18 protein-coding genes are annotated in these 20,441 nt (G+C 36.1%); 8 read left to right on the top strand and 10 right to left on the bottom strand.

The annotated features are described in order from the left end of the window. The first annotated feature begins 71 nt into the window (after positions 1-71). The 3 genes from AADV52_RS08250 to AADV52_RS08260 all read left to right on the top strand — a co-directional run bounded on the left by AADV52_RS08250 (position 72) and on the right by AADV52_RS08260 (position 2,471). On the top strand, positions 72-1,349 hold the full coding sequence (locus AADV52_RS08250) for an ISL3 family transposase (protein WP_126096211.1): 1,278 nt from the start codon (positions 72-74) through the stop codon (positions 1,347-1,349). 187 nt (positions 1,350-1,536) lie between these two features. Continuing rightward, positions 1,537-1,632 (top strand): putative holin-like toxin, encoded by a 96-nt coding sequence (locus tag AADV52_RS08255; RefSeq protein WP_107775368.1) that lies wholly within the window; start codon positions 1,537-1,539, stop codon positions 1,630-1,632. A gap of 740 nt (positions 1,633-2,372) precedes the next feature. Next, a complete protein-coding gene (locus AADV52_RS08260) occupies positions 2,373-2,471 on the top strand; it encodes a type I toxin-antitoxin system Fst family toxin (RefSeq protein WP_014919638.1) in 99 nt (32 codons plus the stop codon). 198 nt (positions 2,472-2,669) lie between these two features. Here the strand turns inward: AADV52_RS08260 and AADV52_RS08265 are convergent, their stop codons facing one another. Then, on the bottom strand, positions 2,670-3,326 hold the full coding sequence (locus AADV52_RS08265) for a CPBP family intramembrane glutamic endopeptidase (protein WP_014919639.1): 657 nt from the start codon (positions 3,324-3,326) through the stop codon (positions 2,670-2,672). Positions 3,327-3,415: 89 nt separating this feature from the next. Between AADV52_RS08265 and AADV52_RS08270 the strand changes: the two genes are divergently transcribed. Both AADV52_RS08270 and AADV52_RS08275 read left to right on the top strand, forming a co-directional pair. Continuing rightward, complete coding sequence (locus AADV52_RS08270) at positions 3,416-4,519, top strand: YdcF family protein (RefSeq protein ID WP_014919640.1); 1,104 nt, start codon at positions 3,416-3,418, stop codon at positions 4,517-4,519. Between the two features lie 24 nt (positions 4,520-4,543). Further along, the gene (locus AADV52_RS08275) at positions 4,544-6,880 is read left to right on the top strand and encodes an ABC transporter ATP-binding protein/permease (RefSeq protein WP_014919641.1); all 2,337 of its coding nucleotides are present in this window, start codon (positions 4,544-4,546) and stop codon (positions 6,878-6,880) included. 34 nt (positions 6,881-6,914) lie between these two features. On the opposite strand, the gene AADV52_RS08280 is transcribed toward AADV52_RS08275, so the two are convergent. Then, positions 6,915-7,520, bottom strand: coding sequence for an ECF transporter S component (locus tag AADV52_RS08280; RefSeq protein WP_014919642.1), 606 nt, complete (start codon positions 7,518-7,520; stop codon positions 6,915-6,917). 106 nt (positions 7,521-7,626) lie between these two features. Beyond that, positions 7,627-8,454, bottom strand: coding sequence for an aldo/keto reductase (locus AADV52_RS08285; RefSeq protein ID WP_014919643.1), 828 nt, complete (start codon positions 8,452-8,454; stop codon positions 7,627-7,629). A 117-nt stretch (positions 8,455-8,571) separates the two neighbouring features. On the opposite strand from AADV52_RS08285, the gene nagB reads away from it, so the two are divergent. Beyond that, positions 8,572-9,291, top strand: coding sequence for a glucosamine-6-phosphate deaminase (nagB, locus tag AADV52_RS08290; RefSeq protein ID WP_014919644.1), 720 nt, complete (start codon positions 8,572-8,574; stop codon positions 9,289-9,291). Positions 9,292-9,437: 146 nt separating this feature from the next. Here the strand turns inward: nagB and AADV52_RS08295 are convergent, their stop codons facing one another. From AADV52_RS08295 to AADV52_RS08320, 6 genes are all read right to left on the bottom strand, one after another. Beyond that, positions 9,438-10,289, bottom strand: a complete 852-nt coding sequence (locus tag AADV52_RS08295) for a MurR/RpiR family transcriptional regulator (RefSeq protein WP_014919645.1) — start codon at positions 10,287-10,289, stop codon at positions 9,438-9,440. Positions 10,290-10,302: 13 nt separating this feature from the next. Beyond that, positions 10,303-11,340, bottom strand: coding sequence for a MupG family TIM beta-alpha barrel fold protein (locus AADV52_RS08300; protein ID WP_014919646.1), 1,038 nt, complete (start codon positions 11,338-11,340; stop codon positions 10,303-10,305). A gap of 68 nt (positions 11,341-11,408) precedes the next feature. Then, positions 11,409-13,391 (bottom strand): penicillin binding protein PBP4B, encoded by a 1,983-nt coding sequence (gene pbp4b / locus AADV52_RS08305; protein WP_014919647.1) that lies wholly within the window; start codon positions 13,389-13,391, stop codon positions 11,409-11,411. A 35-nt stretch (positions 13,392-13,426) separates the two neighbouring features. Further along, entirely contained in the window at positions 13,427-14,335 is a 909-nt protein-coding gene (murQ, locus tag AADV52_RS08310; RefSeq protein ID WP_014919648.1) for an N-acetylmuramic acid 6-phosphate etherase, read from the bottom strand. 21 nt (positions 14,336-14,356) lie between these two features. After that, positions 14,357-16,342, bottom strand: a complete 1,986-nt coding sequence (locus tag AADV52_RS08315) for a glucose PTS transporter subunit IIA (protein WP_171030393.1) — start codon at positions 16,340-16,342, stop codon at positions 14,357-14,359. Positions 16,343-16,610: 268 nt separating this feature from the next. Then, entirely contained in the window at positions 16,611-17,462 is an 852-nt protein-coding gene (locus tag AADV52_RS08320; protein ID WP_126096212.1) for an IS982 family transposase, read from the bottom strand. 272 nt (positions 17,463-17,734) lie between these two features. On the opposite strand from AADV52_RS08320, the gene AADV52_RS08325 reads away from it, so the two are divergent. Further along, positions 17,735-18,382, top strand: coding sequence for a deoxynucleoside kinase (locus AADV52_RS08325; protein ID WP_014919650.1), 648 nt, complete (start codon positions 17,735-17,737; stop codon positions 18,380-18,382). A 24-nt stretch (positions 18,383-18,406) separates the two neighbouring features. Then, positions 18,407-19,093: a deoxynucleoside kinase gene (locus AADV52_RS08330; RefSeq protein ID WP_014919651.1), complete on the top strand. Its 687-nt coding sequence runs from the start codon at positions 18,407-18,409 to the stop codon at positions 19,091-19,093. Between the two features lie 59 nt (positions 19,094-19,152). Here the strand turns inward: AADV52_RS08330 and AADV52_RS08335 are convergent, their stop codons facing one another. Then, positions 19,153-20,430, bottom strand: a complete 1,278-nt coding sequence (locus AADV52_RS08335) for an ISL3 family transposase (protein ID WP_126096213.1) — start codon at positions 20,428-20,430, stop codon at positions 19,153-19,155. Positions 20,431-20,441 lie beyond the last annotated feature (11 nt).

Genomic DNA, 20,441 nt, shown 5'->3' on the forward strand with positions numbered 1-20,441 from the left:
AAAAAAGAGGACATAGTCCTCTTCAATAAAAATCGTTTCCACACAAATTCTTATAAATAAAGGTGATTTCTATGTCCTCTCTTAATCATTGTATTAAATTCGAGCTTGATGTTAAAGATGAAAATATTGTTTTTAAAGATTATTTCTATAAATCGATCAAACTGCAAAAGCATAAAATCTATGAAGCTGAATTGCTTCAACCGGCTTGTCCTTTCTGCGGCTCCCTAGATCTCTTACACAATGGCCATTTGATTACCAACATTCACTATCCGACAGCTAATGCAAGTTTACCGGTCATTATCAGATTGGCTAAGCAACGAGTTAAATGTCGCGCTTGTGAGTGCTGGTCTATGGCTCAGTCTGAATTGGTAAATAAATACTGTTCTATTTCTAATGCCTCTAAGCTTAAAGTATTGTCAGCTTTAACTGAAGATCGATCTATGACCAGCATTGCCAGAGAAAACAATATTTCAATTAATACTGTTCAAAGAGTACTGGGCAACTGTTCACACCGGTTTATTGATAGCTACGAATATTTGCCAGCTCATTTAGCTTTTGATGAGTTTAAAGGAGTCGACCGTCAGCTGCACTTTATCTGCTTAGACGGCGATAGTCATCAAGTCGTGCAGATTCTTAGAACTCGCTACAAGAAGACGCTGCTTAAGTATTTTGGTCGTTTCTCGCCCCAAGCTAGAGCTAACGTTAAGACGGTCACGATGGATCTTAATTTTTACTATCAAGATATCGTCAGAGCTTGTTTTCCTAACGCTCAGATTGTCATCGATCGTTTTCATATGATTCAAATGCTTACGCGTTCTTTCAACTCACTAAGAGTCCAAGTCATGAAGACCTTTGATAAAAGATCCAGACAGTATCAGCTGCTCAAATCTCCCTGGAAATTATACTTGAAGAAGTTTGATGAGCTTGAAAAAGTTCATCCTCGCTACAACTGGCATTACAAAGACTGCTTAACTCAAGCACAAGTAGTTACAGAAGGCATTAACACCAGCACTGCTTTAGAGAATTCATATAACCTGATGCAAAGCTTTATTCAAGCCGTTGAAACTGGCAATACGCATGAGCTCAAATCGTTAATCAACTGCCAAGATCAAATTGGAACTTTAATGCACAAAACACTATTAACCTTTAAGCATAATCTAACAGCTGTGCTTAACGGAGCAGCCCTGCCTTATTCTAACGGCTGTCTTGAAGGCTTCAATCGCAAAATCAAACAAAATGAGCGAACAGCCTTCGGCTATTCTAACTTTATCAATCTTTTAACCAGAATTCGTTTAGAGGAAAACTTGTTTAAAGAAAAAGAACCAAACAGCCTTTTAATGGCCGCTTGATTCTATTCATTTACTCTCTATCAACAGGATTTGACAAAGAGCCGATTTTTTGTGTTCGCTTGTGAACGTATATTTGGATTTAGTATAATTTTATCCGTAGAAAAGCTGAAACGGTGGCTATCCTCGAAGGAGATGGTGCTTATGAGTGATTTTTAACTCGTATTCACATCCTAATAGAGCAGCCTTCGTGTCTGTCTCAGATGCGTTACAGCTAATGTTAGATTTCGGCTCATTTGTCGTTGTATTAATTTCATTAGTTGTAGAGTTGATTAAATTTTTTTAATCAGCAAAATAAAAAATAACTGCTTTAGCTCGGCAAAGCTGGCAGTTATTCAGTATATTTTAAAATTATATTTGATCGCACCGCTGATGCTATTTCTACACTAAGAGGTTGGCCCATTTGTCAGCCTCTTTTTCATCACTATTATAACAAGTTTAAACAGCTTCAACAATTATTTATATTTTAATATCTTATAGAGCAACACATACTTTCCTTTTATCTAATCATCTGATGTACTTCTAAAAAACACTTTATATTGAGGGATAGTATGACCAAGCCAAAGAATTCGTTGAAGAATATAAAGACCAATAGGCTCATATTTAACTCAATTTAATTGCAGTTTTTAGCTTGATTTCATATAATAATAAAAGAAAAGGAGCTAGCAACTTGCACTTGCTAACTCCAAGCGTAACTCGAATGACTATCGCAGCTAACCCTTGTGGTTAGCTTTTTTCATTATTGCATAAGCTTTGGCTAAGTTAATGGCAAGTCTGCCAACCGCGCCTAGTATGATACTTATAGCAATCGCCCAAGCAACCAGGTATACTGCTCCAGCCCATCCAATTTTTTCATGACACATAACCATCTTACTTTTCATTTTGGGGAGTAAAATTTTGGAGCAACTTATAATCACAATCAAAAAATCCCGTTACATCAAACGTAACGGGATTTTTATATATCTATGAATGTTAGTTATTTCCAACGACTACATCCTCCTAATCTTGAGAGGAGGTGAGACTGTTATGGATATATTTTCTTCGATTGTTGCGCCCATCATTGTGGGTATAGTGCTTGCACTATTCGAACACTGGCTAGATCATCGAGACAACAATCATAAGTAGTCGTTGATCTGCCCTCACACTTAGTTAGTTGCTGCTAAGCGTAAAGAAAAGCTCTACCTATTTCGACACCAGGTAGGGCTTTTTGAGTACTGTCATATAGACATATTTTCTTAGTTGCAAATGTATTATAACATCTATATATTATTTTTTAAAATAACTTCTTTCCATTTTCGTATAAAATGGCCAACTAAAAATTTTTTATCCAATAAAGCCCATAGCGTTATAACACATGTGCACTAGAATCGAGTAACGTAAGTCCTTCGTCTGCATGTAGACCCAAGCTAGCACCATGCCTAAGCCCCAATATACAAAGATAAACTTGCTAAGCATTGGATCATGCATATAAGCGAATAAGAAGCCACTAACAATGATCCCTAGCCACTTATTCGTAATCTTTTTCTTTGTGAAGAAAATATTGAAAAACATCCCTCTAAAAATGACTTCCTCACAAAACGGCGCAATAAAGACCACCATAATTTCAAACAAGCCCTTGCTATGCAGCTCAATCTTATCTAATGCCTGTTGGTTATTCGAAACTCCTCGGCCAACTAAATTCAACATTAATATTGAAACAATGATAATTAAAACAAAGCCAACTATCGCAATTCCGATTCTCCGCATATCCCAGTGCGGCGTCTGATTAAAGCCCCAATCATTATGTTCTTTTAATTGCCGTTTATACAGATTGAAAATCACGAAAAGTACGACTACCGTCACCAACGCAGTCACTAATGCCCGCATATGATCCAATCTGATTTTTTGTGGGTAAAAATAAAATACTTGCAGCTCGACATATAAAGCGAGCGACAAAATTGCCCCCGCAATATTTCCCAGGTAATGCCAAAATTTCGCCATTTTTTCATTAACACCTTGATTCTTTCATCTTTTAATTATTGTTTCCATTATAATAGAAATAACTCAAAATGACTAAGGAGGGGGTCATCATGTTGAATGAAATCATCGCTTTTTTTGGGAGACGAGGCGAATTTTTCTACATCTCAGTTTTCATGCTAGTCATGTTTTTTGTCTTTCTCATTTCATGGCTAGTTGAACCACGCCGCCTGATCAATGGCGTATTTTTTACTATCTTTCTTGCTTCAGTAGTAATCTGGGTTACCGTTATGGTGCATAAAAGCACGAGTCACGGCCTGCAGCGAGCCTATGATTTGCTAGTCTTAGCGGCCTTCTTTTTGATCACCGCGCTATTAATCTTCGCTTGGCTTTTCCTATTTTGGAACGCCTATTTTGTCTGGAAATACGAGGGTCATACACTGCCTAACCTTTTAACATTGATCTTCGGCTTTGTCGCTTTAATTCTGAGTCTAATGTTTTTATTTGGTCCAGGACAATACCTGCCGCGCTGGCTCAGCGTGCTGCTAGCTTCAATTCCAGCTATTGCTATTTACTTAGGTTTAGTTTTATATAACTTCTTGATCAATTTGCTTTTGTATCAAATTTACCCACGCCGTTACAAGCAAGATTACCTGATCGTACTTGGTGCCGGCTTAATCAATGGTGATCGCGTTTCTAAGCTCCTTGCTGCACGCATCAACCGTGCTATTCAATACTCTAACCGCCAGTATCAAAAAGGCAGGAAGCGTCCTATTATCATCATATCAGGTGGTCAAGGACCTGATGAAAAGATACCTGAAGCTGTTGCAATGGCTAAATTTGCCCGAAAACGTGGCATCAAGACTAACCACTTGCTAATTGAAGACAAGTCTAAAAACACCTACCAAAATATGCTTTTTTCTAAGAGATTAGCTACTAAGGACTTCGGCAGTAGCAACTTTAGATCGACTTTCTTTAGCAACAACTACCATATTTTTAGAGCAGCGCTTTTAGCTAAGGAAGTAGGTCTAAAAGCTAATGGTGTCGGGGCTTTCACCCGTTTGTACTATCTGCCTAATGCCATTATTCGCGAATTTGCCGGTGTGTTTGTCATGCATAAACACCGTCATTTCGTTATCATGGGAGTAATAGTTTTATTCTTTATCTTACAAGCTATCTTAGTTGCAACAGGCAATGTAAAGTTTAGTGTGATCTAAAACTATTTAGAAGAGAGGGACCGAATGCTACAACTAAAACATATTTTTAAATCATACAAGGTTGGAGACAATATCACCCATGCCCTAGATGATGTAACGATCTCATTTAGAGATCAAGAATTTGTTGCTATCTTGGGACCAAGTGGTTCTGGGAAGACAACAATGTTGAACGTAATTGGTGGACTTGACCATTATGACAAAGGCGATTTGATTATTAACGGTAAGTCAACCAAGAATTTTAAGGAAACCGATTGGGATGCCTACCGCAATAACAGTGTTGGCTTTATTTTTCAAAATTATAACCTAATCCCCCACCTATCAATCATCGCTAACGTTGAATTAGGGATGAATCTATCTGGTGTCGGTAAAAAAGAACGTCATGAAAAAGCTATTGCCGCATTGACTAAGGTTGGATTAAAGGAACACATTAATAAGCGCCCTAACCAATTATCCGGTGGTCAAATGCAACGTGTTGCCATTGCCCGTGCGATCGCTAATGACCCCGATATCTTGCTGTGTGACGAGCCGACTGGTGCGCTTGATACCGAAACTTCCGTGCAAATCATGGAATTGATCAAGAAGCTTTCAAAAGATCGTTTGATCATCATGGTTACACACAATCCAGAATTAGCTGAAAAATATGCTACCAGAATCGTTAATTTCCAAGACGGTAAAATTCAGCATGATTCCAAACCTTTTAAGCCAGAGGACGAAAAAGATACTTTCAACTTGAAGCGGACCAAAATGTCTTACTGGAACGCAATTAAGCTTAGTTTCACCAATATTATGATTAAAAAAGGGCGAACTATTTTAACTGCTTTTGCCTCCAGTATTGGGATTATTTCTATTGCCGTTGTGCTTTCGATCTCTAATGGTTTTCAAAAGCAAATCAATACAACCATGAGTAAGGCTTTAGCCAAATATCCGATTGCGATCTCACAGACGGCTACTGACATGACTTCGATGAGCGAACGTGATGACTCGGACAAAAACGTTAAAAATCACGGTTATGTCACGGCGAAAAAGGATCCCAGTGAAGAGGCTCAGCATACTAACAAGATCACTGAGAAGTACGTTGATTACATCAATAAGATCAATCCTAACTATGCCAACAATGTTTCTTATCAAAGAGCGGTTAATTTAAACCTGCTTTCTAAGGTTTACGGCAAAGTTGAACGCGTACAATTTTCAAGTGCAGATCCTGAGCAAAACGCCTCAATGTCTGCAATGCGCTCACAAGCAATGAGTTCCATGGGAATCGGTTCCTCTGTTTTTCCTACCGCTTTAAATAAAAAGAAGGGCTCATTTTTGAAGCAAAATTATCAGTTGCTTTCTGGTCATTGGCCAAGCAAAACTACTGACCTTGTTTTAGTAACCGATAATAAAAATACCGTTAACATTAATTCTTTGAAGGACCTTGGTTTTGATGTCGACAACAAAGAACGTGTTAAATTTAGTAAGTTAATCGGCAAAGAATTCAGTATCGTTGATAATAATGATTACTACCAAGAATTGCCTACGGGAATGTTTATTCCTAAGAAGGCTAATTCAGCAATGTACAACGGCGGTAGTAAGCTGAAGCTAACTGGAGTAATTAGACCTAAGAATGAAGATTCGATGGCTCTTTTATCAACAGGGATCGCTTATAGTGACAAGCTTTCTCAAGATGTCATCAATGACAACAAGAATTCTGCCATCGTGAAGGCTCAAAAGAAGACTAACCGCAATGTTTTAACTGGACAAAGCATGAAGGCTAGCGAAAAGAAGATGATCATGCAAACCTTAGGTGGCTCAAGCATCCCTACTGGCATTATGATCTATCCAAACAACTTTGATGATAAGGACAAGGTTCTTGATTATCTTGATAAGTGGAACAAGGGCAAAAAGAAGGCTGACAAGATCGTCTACACCGATATGTCGAGTGCCGTAACGACCATGACCGGTGGATTGCTTGGCGGTATTACCACTATCTTGGTTGCCTTTGCCGCAATTTCATTAATCACTTCCATGATTATGATCGGTATCTTAACTTACACTTCAGTTTTGGAAAGAACCAAGGAAATTGGAGTCTTGAAGGCTTTAGGTGCACGTAAGAAAGACATCACTCGCGTCTTTGACGCAGAAACCTTTATCTTAGGTGTCTTCTCTGGTGTGCTCGGTGTCTTCATCGCTTACCTATTAACATTCCCTATCAACAGCGTGATTTACAAGATCACTGACCTAGCTAATGTGGCTCAGCTTGATCCAAAGGCTACGTTGATTTTGATCATTATTTCAACTGTATTAACTTTAATTGGTGGTCACATCCCTGCCAGAATGGCAGCTAAAAAGGACGCAGCTATCGCGCTTAGAAGCGAATAAGAAAAATAGCGTTAGAATTACTAACGCTGTTTTTCTACGCTCTTTTTAACACTAAATTAAGCGGTGTAACAATCACCGGCACTACTAATGCAGTGAAGATTGCTTCAATCACACCATTTGCACCTAACGCTGTAATCAAAATCAGAATCAGCGGTGTGCTAGAACTATAGTTACCTAGGTAATGGATTAGACTAGCTGGATCATGCATAAAGAAAATACTAGTCAGTAAAATTACCATGATCGTATTAGTTAATGATGTTACTGCACCACTAAAAATGTAGCCTAACTTAGCATAATTGGTTTTACCCATTGCCTTGGTAATTAAGCCCGGGAAAAATCCTGCTAAAACACTAGGCACAACAGAAATTACTGGATTTTGGAACAACATCAAGCTGACCATATCACCAGGTTGTGTGTAGGCAACAATTAATCTGGTAATTCCCCAGAATAATCCGAATCCTAGACCAGCCTTTGTTCCCATCAAAGTACCATAAATTGCAATTGTCATTGGAATCGTGGTAATTGCTGGTAAAGCAGGAATGATTCTCACATAGCCAATATTCGGCAAAAAAGTTTGCATGATCAAAATAGCTGCAAAAACTGCAGTAATGGTCATACGTCTCGTTTCTTCTCGTCTCATTTTTATCCCCAATTCATAAAAAAGATATTACTAATTAAACCATAGTCTAAAATTTTTCTCATCAAAAAAGGCCTGTTTCACATGAAACAAGTCTTTTATTTTTTATCTAAATTACCGCTAAAGGCGTCTTCTCCGTTGGAATTGGGAAATCACTATTAATTAATCTTAACTCGTCATCAGTTAACTTTATTTCTTGAGCAACAATATTTTCCTTCATGTGTTTGATGCTGCTACTTTTTGGAATAGCCAACACATTGCCATTGCGCAGTGTCCAAGCAAGCATAATTTGATGCGGCGTTACACCATGATCGCGAGCTACGATCTTCAAATTCTGCGTAATTCTAATCGTGTCTCCTGCTCCAGAATTAAATGGAGAATAACCAATGAAGCTGACACCATGATTTTTTTGCCAATCTTGTAAATCGAACTCCGTGCCGCGCTCTTTAATATTATAGAGATCTTCGTTAGCAAAACATTCTGTTCCACCGGGCACACCAAATAATTCTTTCATGTCGGACGTGTCAAAATTAGAAACACCCCAATGGCGAATTAATCCCTCTTTTTGTAAAGCCTGCAAGCCGCGAATCGTATCTGACAAGCGGTGATTACCACGCCAATGCAATAAATATAAATCTAAATAATCAGTGCCTAATCTCTCTAAGCTGGCTTCAAGGCTTTTTCTCTCCAGCTCAGGAGTTGCATGATAGGGATAGAATTTTGAAATTAAAAACAATTTATCACGGTCATAACCTCTAAATGCCTCGCCTATCAGTTTTTCACTTTTGCCATCACCATACATCTCTGCTGTATCGATAACATTCAACCCATTATCTAATCCATAGCGAATGGCTGCAATTTCATCTTTTTTCTTTTTAGGATCTTCACCAATCCCCCAAGTACCTATACCTAAACCTGATAATTTTTCAAAATCCATCCGTATTCACTTCCTTTACTCAAATTTTAACATAGTTCTGCCTTTTTCATTTTACCAATTGACAAAATGGTCTATTCCATTTTATAATGGAATAGACCAGTAAAGGAGAATTCTAAAATGAAAGTTATTGTTACTGAAAACAAAATTCAAGGTGGAGCAAAAGCATTTGAGATTTTTGAAAATGAAATCAAAAATGGTGCTAAAGTTTTAGGTTTAGCTACCGGTTCTACCCCTGAAACTCTTTATCAAAACTTTATCAACAGTGATCTCAACTGTTCAAACTTAATCAGCATTAACCTTGATGAATATGTTGGCTTAACACCTGATAATCCTCAAAGTTACCACTATTTCATGCGTAAGCACTTATTCGATAAAAAGCCTTTTAAGAAATCCTACGTTCCAGATGGCATGACCAAGGATGTCGCTGCTACTTGCAAAGAATACGATCAAATTATCAAAGACAATCCAATTGATGTTCAATTGTTAGGTATCGGCCGTAACGGTCACATCGCCTTCAATGAACCAGGTACTCCATTTGACATTGGTACTCACGAAGTTAAGTTAACTGAGAATACGATCAAGGCTAACTCACGCTTCTTCGATAATGAAGATGAAGTACCTAAGAGTGCAATTTGTATGGGTACTGCTAACATCATGGATGCTAAGAAGGTCGTTTTGATGGCCTTTGGTGAAAAGAAGGCACAAGCAATCAAAGAAATGATTGAAGGACCTGTTACTGAACAAGTGCCAGCATCAATTTTGCAAAAGCACCCTAATGTAACTGTTATTGTTGATAAGGCTGCAGCTCAAGAACTAGACGACAAATACAAGAACTAAATAACAATTTATCCCTGATTAAAAAAGCTATTTATAAATATTTCCCAGTAAATAACTTTTTCAAACTAAATAACCAACCAATTATTCTGTTAAATAATTAGTTGGTTATTTTTGTTTTTCTTAACTCAAATGCTGTTTTGTATTAATTAATCCTTTATCTTTAAATAATCTGTTAATTCTTGAGTAATCTCCATTTTTTCTTTTAATTCATTTAATTTAGGCGAAATTAAACTTAAATATAATAAACTTGAAGCAAACATTTCAGAAAACAATGAATTTACTGCTCCAAATCGTAAAAGTTTTTCATTTGTTGGTAAAGAGATTACTATATCTGAGATTTGTCTTAATGGAGATGTCTTTTCTCGTGTAATCAAAACTATTTTTGCGTGATTTTTTCTAGCCTGCTTAGCCATCAATAGTGGTTCTTGAGTCATTCCACTATAAGAAAAAATAACTAAAACATCATTTTTTGTGATATTTGTAATTCCTTCTAAGGCAATATGTGAACTTTTTATAAAAATGACTTCTTTGCCACTGCGAATTAGCTTATCAAAAAAATCTTCCGCTGCCAATCCTGAAGCTCCTTCACCAGCAATAAATACCACTCTGGCTTTATCAATCAATTCAACAGCTTGTTTTAATTCCTTATGATCAATGGACCTACCTAAGTCAACAATATTTTTACTTAAATTAGTTTGTAATTTGAACAATACACTCGTAGGATTATCATTTTCAGTTATAATTGTTTCAATTTTGTTATCAACTTGCAATGGTTGTTCTTGAGCACAAGCTATTTGAAAATCTTTAAAGCCCTTAAAACCTAGATTTTTACAAAATCGAATTACAGAAGCACCACTAGTTTTAGTAATATCGCCTAATTCCTTAATATTTTTACTCAAAAAAATACTAGGATTTTTAAAATAGGCATCTGCTATAAGAGCTGAAGTTTTATTAAAAGTTGGATATGCATTAGAAATTTTGCTGGCTAAGCTAGACATTAATGATCATCTCCTAATCTATTTTTCTAAATATAATTTTAGTTTGGTCATCAATATAGTTTAACAAATTAACATATTCGGGTGTAACCCAGCCTATCACATTACTACGTGCTTCAAACGGTAAATCTTGTTTAACAATATCTATTTCTCCACTGTACCACTGAGCCAATTTATTTTGCATAACAATAGAGCCTTTCCTTCGATTTAATGCATGTTCAATTGCTATGCCAGGTGTGCGAGGGCAAGTTAAACGGACGATCTTCTCAGGAATATCTTTACGTATCTCAAATTTTTGATCATATAAAGTTTGGTACTTTTTCAAAAGATGACACTCAATATTCATGACACCATTTTGTTGAAAATAATGAATATATCTTAATTGTTTAATCGAGGCACGACTATCACCAATAAAAATATCGTCAATATTAGCTTCTTGTATCAATTCAACTGCAGCAACATACGGTAACTCTCCACGGCTTTTTTCAACTGTTGGTAGACCTTCATATAAAGGGAAACGCTTGATTTCATCCCCTGGTACAAAAGCTTGAGTACGTAAATCTAGATCTTTGAAAAGCCAATTTCTACGTTTAAAATCATCCCACCCCATACCAGTATCCGTATGAGGATAAAAGTTGTAAGTTAAAGCTAATTTATTTAAATCTACATTTGCTTCTTTAGCTGTCTCAATATATTTAGGTGTAACAACACTAGCATTTAATAAAATATTGAAATCTTCTTGTAGCCTTTTTACCAATTTAAAATCATCCAAACCATAATCTAGTCTTAAAGCTTTAAATCCTTTTTCTTTCAATGCTTTAAAATCGTTTTTAGGTATATCTAATCGTTCTAAAGTAACAGGTGACACATCTGGTATTACTTCAAGCTTTAAGTCATTACATAATTTGAAAAATTCAGGTAATTTTTGATCAAGCTTAGAATAATCTTCCTCAGGAATTTGCAAAGAAGTAAAAACATATTTAACACCGGCTTTAGCTGCTTCTTTTAGATACTGTTCATCATAATCACGAAAATAAACGGAAATCCCTAACATCTTTATTTCCTTTCTAATAAAGAAAGGTCATTCTTGACGAATGACCTTCTTTTTTTAATACTATTTAATTAATTTCTATTTCGAACATTATTTACAGCTGATCTATTTGCTTTAACATACGCTGTAATTTTTTTACCAGTTGAACTGGATAGAAACTTCTTGATTGCTTTATTATGCTTACGAGAAACTACAGCATCATAAATTCCACATAAATCTGCTTTATCTGCATTAGTTTGGTCATCTTTATTCTTTTGAATCTCATTATATCTTTGAGTAACTAAACTGATTAATTTAGCATCATTAGCGGATTGTTTATCATCATTAACAGCGGCAAATGCTAAGCTTGCAATATCACCATATTTAGACAATAAATAATGTCCACCTGCAAAATCATTAGCAGTTGCAGTTGTTTCAGGCTTTAAAATAGGTGTATTTCTTTCATTAGTTAACAATATTACCGCAGTATTATCATGTGGATCAACAACAGTCAACGTACCAGTCCAACCAGTATGTCCAACAGTAGACGCATCTGATAATCCTGAGAATGCCCATCCATAAGCATTACTTGCTTGTCGTCTCCAACCTAAACCATAACTAGGATTATTTGATTTAGGCTTAATAAATTCATCAAGTGTATCTTCATCAAATACTTTATGATTACCATATCCACCACGATTTATTACCATTTGGGCAAGAACAGCTAAATCTGAAGCATTTCCAAATAGGCCAGCATGTCCACTTACACCATGCATTGTGTAATATGCCTTCTCATCATGTACTTGTCCTTGTAAAGTATAACGCCGAATATTATTAAAACTAATTTGCCCGTCACGACTATTACCATTTAATTCTGTAGCGGCGATATTATTCTTAGCTATTCCTTTTTCTAATGGTTTATACATCAAATGAGTTAACCCTAACGGTTTATAAATATGGTTTTCTACATATTGGTCTTCTCTTTCACCTGTTATCTTTTCAATAATAAGACCTAAAAGCATGTAATCAACGTCGGAATAAATAGTTTTGGTACCTGGTTTATACTGTAAAGGCGTAGCAATAATCTTTTCTAGAATATTATTCCTATCTTGCGTATAAACTGGGTTGGCATCTTTTTTGGGTTTATTAGGATTATTTGGATCATAATTATTATTATGATATTGAGGGTCTGCTGGGAATCCTGCTTGATGCATTAAAATATCACGAATAGTCAGATCTGTTTTACCTTTAATCTTATCACTCGCTTTATCCTTAAAAGTTGGAAAAATAGTATTAACTTTTGCATCAATATTTAATTTTTTCTCTGATACTAGCTTCTGAATAGCCATATTGGTTGCCCACATCTTTGTGTTTGAAGCTAAGTCATATAAAGTTGTATTAGTTACTTTAGGTGCACTTTTAATTCGCTTACCATCTTGCGTATATGCATTTACTCTACCATAAGCACTGCGCTTGATAATTTGTCCATTATGTATAACAACTATTTGTGCAGATGGATAACCATTTTTAATCTCAGCTTTTATTAACTTATCCATAGCTTTAAAAGTATCGTTATCACGATATTTTTTAGTATTATCAATCAGAACCGGATATGGTAATTTTACATCGATTTTATCACTAGCGGATATTCCTTTTTGAGGTGAAATTTGCAAAGCATTATTACCATTTTTTGTATACTTACTAATATCTAATTTTACCCATTTATTACGACCTACTTTAGTTAATTTAATATTCCGACCGTTAATATAGAGACTAAATTTCTTAGGATTATTACTATGAACCCAAACTGAACCTTGACCTTTAAAGCCATAAAACTTTCTATTAATGTTGTCTAATAAAGACCACGTATCGAATCTAGGATTATCATCCTTTTCATCAATAGGAAAACTTTCATTAATTTGATATTGCCCAGCAGGTTCTTGAGAACGTTTAATAGTAGCTGCAAACACTGGCTGATTTATACTATTAGGAATGCAAACAACAGATGTACTTGCTAACATTAATAAAGATAAAGCTGCAGTACAACTCTTTGTAACTAAATGCTTACGATTCATAGTATTTCCTCTTCTCATACAGTTAAACAAAATTATTATATTTTTATATCAAATTGTTTTAAAACGTCGCTAACATTACCATGATTTTCTGCAAGTAAAGTCTCCGCTTGTTCTTTATTCATTTTTGTTTTAGCCATTACAATAGCCAAACCAACATCTTTATCAGCTTCTTTTAGAACACGTGATGCTTGCTCTTTTGAAATTCCAGTAACGGTACTAATAATTCGTTTAGCTCTTTCTACTAATTTTTCATTAGTTGGAAGAACATCAATCATTACATTTTCATAAACTTTACCTTGACGGATCATAATCCCTGTAGAAATCATATTTAAGATCATTTTTTGCGCTGTGCCGGCTTTCATTCTAGTGGAACCAGTAACTACTTCTGGACCAGTTACAGCTTCAATTGCAATTTCTGCATGTTGACCAATCAAACTATTTTTTACACAAGCAACTGCTACAGTAGCTGCCCCAACCTTTTTAGCATAGTCAAGACCTCCAATTACATAAGGGGTACGACCACTAGCTGCAATTCCTAAAACCATATCTTTTTCAGACAAATTTATTTTCTTTAAATCTGCTTCAGCTAAATCTGGATCATCTTCAGCACCTTCAACTGCTAAATACATAGCACTCTTGCCGCCTGCGATTAAGCCAATAGCTCTTTCCGGTTTGATACCATATGTTGGTACAAGTTCAACCGCATCTAGAACTCCCAATCTACCGCTTGTACCGGCACCAATATAAATTAAACGTCCGCCATCATGATATCGTTTAGCTCCAATATCAATTGCCTGTGCAATTTTTTCATCTTGTGTACCAACCGCTGGGGCAATCTTTTCGTCTTCATTATTAATAGTTTTAACCATCTCTAATGTTGACATGGTATCTATGTGTGTTGTGTTTGCATTTCTCTGCTCAGTAGTTAATTTATCAAGTGACATTTATATCAATTCTTTCTTTTATTATTTAGTAATAACATGGAACACATCTTTGCCGGCTTCTACTTCTCCATCGCTCATTCTTACAACATGATCAACATGATCCATATTAGCAATAATAGTTAACACAACCGGCTCTTTACCAGCCTCTTTGATAGCTTTAATATCCATTGAGCCAATCTGTGTTCCAGCTTTAACTTTGTCACCTGGTTTAACATTGATGATAAAAGGTTTGCCTTTTAATTCCACAGTATCAAGCCCTAAGTGCATTAACACGTCAAGATGCCCTTTATTTGTTTTCAATGTAATAGCATGCTTTGTATCCATTACAGAATCAATAGTTCCATCAACTGGAGCAGCAATTTTTCCATTGCTTGGATCAATTGCGAAACCATCACCTAACATTTTCTTTGAAAATACGTCGTCTTTTACATCTTCAAGTTTTTGAAGTTTACCTGTTATAGGTGCCTCAAAAGCAACTTCTACTTTTTCACTAGGCATATTTAAATTGTCAGCTTTTGTTTCAGCATTTCTTCTTTTTTCTTTAACTGCTTGAGTTGGCTTTTTTACTTCGCCTTCCATAGCAGTCTTAGGGACACCCCAGAAATAAGTAGCAACAAATCCACCAGCGTAGGCACATAATAAACCAATGACATAACCCCACCACATGTTGTTAGCAATCAATGGGATCAAAGCAACACCGGATGGTCCAATCGCAATAGCTCCAACATGACCAAATGAAGCTACTACAGCACCACCGATACCACCACCAATACATGCAGTGATAAATGGACGACCTAAAGGAAGGGTAACACCATAAATTAATGGTTCACCAACACCTAAGATACCTACAGGCAATGCACCTTTAATCAATCTAACTAATTCCTTATTTTTGCGGCACTTTACCCACAAAGCAATGGCAGCACCAACTTGACCTGCACCGGCCATAGCTAAGATAGGAAGTAATGGAGTATATCCTATCTTTTGAATCATTTCCAAGTGAATTGGAGTCAAAATTTGGTGTAATCCTAGCATTACCATTGGTAAGAAGAACAGTCCGAGAAGGAATCCGGCTACAGGTCCGCCAACGTTTAATACCCAATTAATAGCACCAACTAATGAATTTGAAATCCATCCAGCAATAGGCATAACTACGAATACTGTAAATAAGCCCATGATTAATACTGTTAAAAATGGAGTAAAGATGATATCAACCGAGTCTGTAATGTGCTTGTGGAACCATTTTTCTACATATGACAAAATCCACACAGCAAACAAAACTCCAATGATACCACCTTGTCCTGCAGCTAACGGCTTGCCGTCTAAAAAGTTAGGAATTGTAACAGGAGCAACAATTCCTGGTAATAAGACTACACCACCGATGATGCCACCGAGTCCAGGCGTAGCTCCAAATTCTTTAGCTGTATTAATACCTACATAAATATTCAAGTAGCTAAACAAAGCACTTGAAATCATACTCAAGATTGTTACACCTAAAGCCCAACTTGCTGGAAGCATCTTGACAGTAAGCATGTTCTTTAAAATACCAGCAACACCTGAGATCAAACCAGCACCAATAAATGCAGGAATTAATGGAATAAAAATGGCTGAAATATGGCCTAAAGCTTTACGCCACCAGGTTTGCTTCAGCTGAGCTTTATGCTGAGCGTGTACCTCAGCTGCTTTAGCTTGTACTTCAGATTTTTCTGACTGATAATCATTGGTTACATTAGTAGGAAATTCTTCGTCTTCTTTAACTCCCACTTGGCTAACCATATCTTGAGCAACCTTAGCGTTTACCCCAGAACCTAAAACAATTTCCAAGGTATCAGCATCTACTACTCCTAAAACACCATCAATATTCTTCAAACCAGCAATATCTACTTTAGAATTATCACGAATTTTAATTCTAAGTCTGGTCATACAATGGTACATTGATTCAACATTATTAGGTCCGCCAATATTAGCATATATTTCTCGACCTAAAGTAGAATACTTATCTGCCATGATGTTTCCCTCCTAAAAATATATTATTAAGTGAGTTCATGTAAGCCTTTACAAAAATTATAATATCTCTTTTGAATTAATAATTCAATACTGTTCAAAAAATAATTTAAAATTCACATTTTTTAAATTTAAAATTCACATTAATTAAAGAGAGCTTATCAAAATATAAGGTTAATTTACCTAAGTACTTATTTTTTTAGTAATAGCGTTATCTGCTTTATTTTTAGATAACTTTAGCCTTAATAAAAAATGAAGTATAATACGCGTGGTGCTAGTTAAATCGTTCTAGACAATAAGCCAAATTATAAGCTAAAATTGCAATTTCTAACCGGCTTTGAAAGCCTATCAGACTACGTGCTCGATTGTTCTCGGCATTGTAATAGGGCAGAAGCGAAAAGTCGCTTTCAATTGTTCTGCGAATAGCCATCAATTGATGATCATTGTGCTTTTTAGCTCCTGTCATATTTTTACGATATGGTGTCCAAAGTTCATAACCCATTTGTTTTAGCTGTTGATGCAGTTCTTTGCCTAAATAGCCTTCGTCGCCAAGAAGATAGTAATTAGATGGATGGGTATTTTCCATCAGTTCAACTGTCTCCCTGGCATCATGAACTGATGCTTTTGTTACGACATAATCAAGAATGTAACCGTCATCGCTAACAATGGCATGAACTTTGAAACCATAAAAGTAAATTTTCTTGGTGGCCTTATAACCAATGTTGGCATAACCGCCAAAAATTTTAGCACGATAGTTGCGAATTGGGTGGCAAACAGGTACCGGAAAGCTGTCAATGATCAAGAACTGTCCATTCAGGTCAACCTTTTTATTCATTTCTTGCCGTATCTGATAAATCAATTGCAATAGCTGACGTGAACGTCGATTAAAACGTGAGTGTGATAAACAATTGAAACATTCACAGAATCTTCTTTGTGATTCAATTCCTGTCTTAGCTTGCCAGATAAGTAAAGCCAAAATCAGACTGTCCGTAGTTTTAATTTGATCAATATTTCGCCGATGAGTAAACTCAGCCGGTGCATACAAACGATACCAGTGCCGACAAATTATCACTAAATCTTTAAAACTAACTTGTAAATGGTGGCTAAAACGCTTAAGGCAGTTCAATCAGATCAGACTCTTTTCTTTTTGATACTACAACTTGAGTCTAGTCCGATTGGACTTTTTTATTAACTAAAACGATTTAACTAGCACCACGCGTAGTATAATTCATTTTTTTAAATTTTTCTGCTCCAATTGAATCATATTTCATTCCTATTCGATTTTTCACTTCTACCCTTGACTTTTTTGCGTGAAACAGAATTAAAAAAGAGCTTGTGTGCCACAATATCTCGTATTAAACTTATTAATTGTACAATATCTGGTATTTAAGAAAGAATGTGATTCAAGTTATTGTTGTAAGCGGGCCAATTGGAGCCGGGAAATCCAGTTTAACCAGTATTTTAGCAGAACATTTAGGTACGCAAGCATTTTATGAAGGAGTCGACAGCAATCCTGTTTTGCCGCTCTACTATAAAGATATGAAGCGTTACACTTTTTTACTTAACACTTATTTGCTTAACCACCGTTTAGCTCAAATCAATCAAGCTATTCAAGATAAAAATAGTGTATCCGACCGTTCTATCTATGAAGATGCACTTTTCTTCAAGATGAACGCTGATAGCAAGGTTGCAGATCCTACAGAGTTTAAGATCTATGACGACTTGCTTGAAAACATGATGGAAGATACCCCAGGCAACCCTAGCAAGAAGCCTGACTTGCTTATCTACATCCATGTTTCACTTGATACCATGCTTGATCGTATTAAAAAGCGTGGTCGTTCATTTGAACAAATCAGCACAGATCCAGGTTTGAAGGATTACTACGCTAGATTGCTCAGATACTATGAGCCATGGTATGAACAATACGACGCTTCTCCTAAGATGGCTATTAATGGTGACAAACTTGATTTTGTTTCTAGCATGGACGCCCAAAGAGAAGTATTAAAGGAAATTGATGAGAAGCTGCACGAAATCGGCAACTTATAAGACTGAATAAAAAGAAGGAACGTGATGACAGTTATTGTTTTAAGCGGGCCAATTGGAGCCGGAAAATCCAGTTTAACAAGTATTTTATCTAAATATTTAGGCACTAAGCCATTTTATGAAAGTGTTAACGACAATCCAGTTCTGCCACTCTTTTATGCTGATCCTAAGAAATATGCTTTCTTATTGCAGGTATACTTCTTAAATACGCGTTTTCACAGCATCAAGGATGCTCTTACTGAAGATAACAACGTCTTAGATCGTTCTATTTATGAAGATGCGCTCTTTTTCCAAATGAACGCTGACATCGGTCGTGCAACTTCAGAAGAAGTAGATACTTACTATGAATTGTTGCATAACATGATGAACGAGCTTGAAAGAATGCCTAAGAAGAACCCAGACTTGCTTGTTCATATCAATGTTTCATATGACACCATGATTAAGCGAATTAAAAAGCGTGGACGTCCATATGAACAATTAAGTTATAATTCAACTTTAGAAGACTATTACAAGCGTCTGCTTCGTTATTACAAGCCTTGGTATGAGAACTATGATTATTCGCCAAAGATGGAAATTGACGGTGATAAACTCGATTTCATGGCTAATCCAGCCGATAAGCAAATAGTCTTGGATCAAATTACAGATAAATTAAAAGAAATGGGAAAGCTCCCTGAAGATTGGAAAAAGCCAACAGATATCCAAATCGAAGCTTAATTTCTCGGAAAATAATGGCTCTTTGTCAAATCCTGTTGATAGAGAGTAAATGAATAGAATCAAGCGGCCATTAAAAGGCTGTTTGGTTCTTTTTCTTTAAACAAGTTTTCCTCTAAACGAATTCTGGTTAAAAGATTGATAAAGTTAGAATAGCCGAAGGCTGTTCGCTCATTTTGTTTGATTTTGCGATTGAAGCCTTCAAGGCAGCCATTGGAGTAAGTCAAAGCTGCTCCGTTGAGTACCGCTTTTAGATTATGTTTGAAGGTTAGCAGCGTTTTATGCATTAAAGCTCCAATGGAATCTTTGCTGGCAATTAATGATTCAATTTTCTGAGTATCGCCGTCTTCAATCGCCTTAATAAAGCTCTGCATCAGATTATATGAGTTTTCTAATGTAGTGTTGGCACCGATACCCTCCATCACTACTTGCACTTGAGTTAGGCAATCTTTATAATGCCAATTATAGCGAGGATGAATCTTTTCGAGTTCATCATACTTTTTTAAATATAGTTTCCAGGGAGATTTGAGCAGCTGATACTCTCTGGATTTCTTGTCAAAGGTCTTCATGGTTCGAACTCTTAATGAATTGAATGATCGAGTGAGCATCTGAATCATGTGGAAGCGATCAATGACAATCTGTGCATTAGGAAAACAGGCTCTAACGATATCTTGATAGTAAAAATTAAGATCCATCGTGACCGTTTTAACGTTGGCTCTAGCTTGGGGTGAGAAACGACCAAAATATTTAAGCAGGGTCTTCTTATAGCGTGTTCTAAGAATCTGAACGACTTGATGATTGTCACCATTTAAACAGATAAAGTGCAGCTGACGATCAACGCCCTTGAACTCATCAAAAGCTAAATGAGCTGGCAAGTATTCATAGCTGTCAAGAAAATGATGCGAACAGCTGCCTAGAACTCTTTGGACGGTATTGACAGAGACATTGTTTTCTCTAGCAATGCTGGTCATGGAACTGTCTTCAGTCAAAGCAGATAATACCTTCAGTTTGGATGCATTAGAAATAGAGCAGTATTTGTTTACTAATTCTGATTGAGCCATTGACCAGCGATTGCAATCGCGACATTTAACTCGCTGTTTAGCTAGTCTGATAATTACAGGATGACTAGCATTAGCTGTCAAATAGTGAATATTAGTAATCAAATGACCATTATGCAGGAGAGCCAAGGAGCCACAGCAAGGGCAAGCGGGTTGAATTAATTCGGCTTCATAGATTTTATGCTTCTTCATTTGAACCATCTTGTAGAAAAAGCTCTTAAAAATAATATTTTTATCTTTAATATCAAGCGCAAATTTAATACAATTATTTAAAGAGGACATAGTACACACCT

Origin of the sequence: Lactobacillus helveticus (genome assembly GCF_046109915.1) — a bacterium.
GTDB classification, from domain to species: Bacteria; Bacillota; Bacilli; order Lactobacillales; family Lactobacillaceae; genus Lactobacillus; species Lactobacillus helveticus.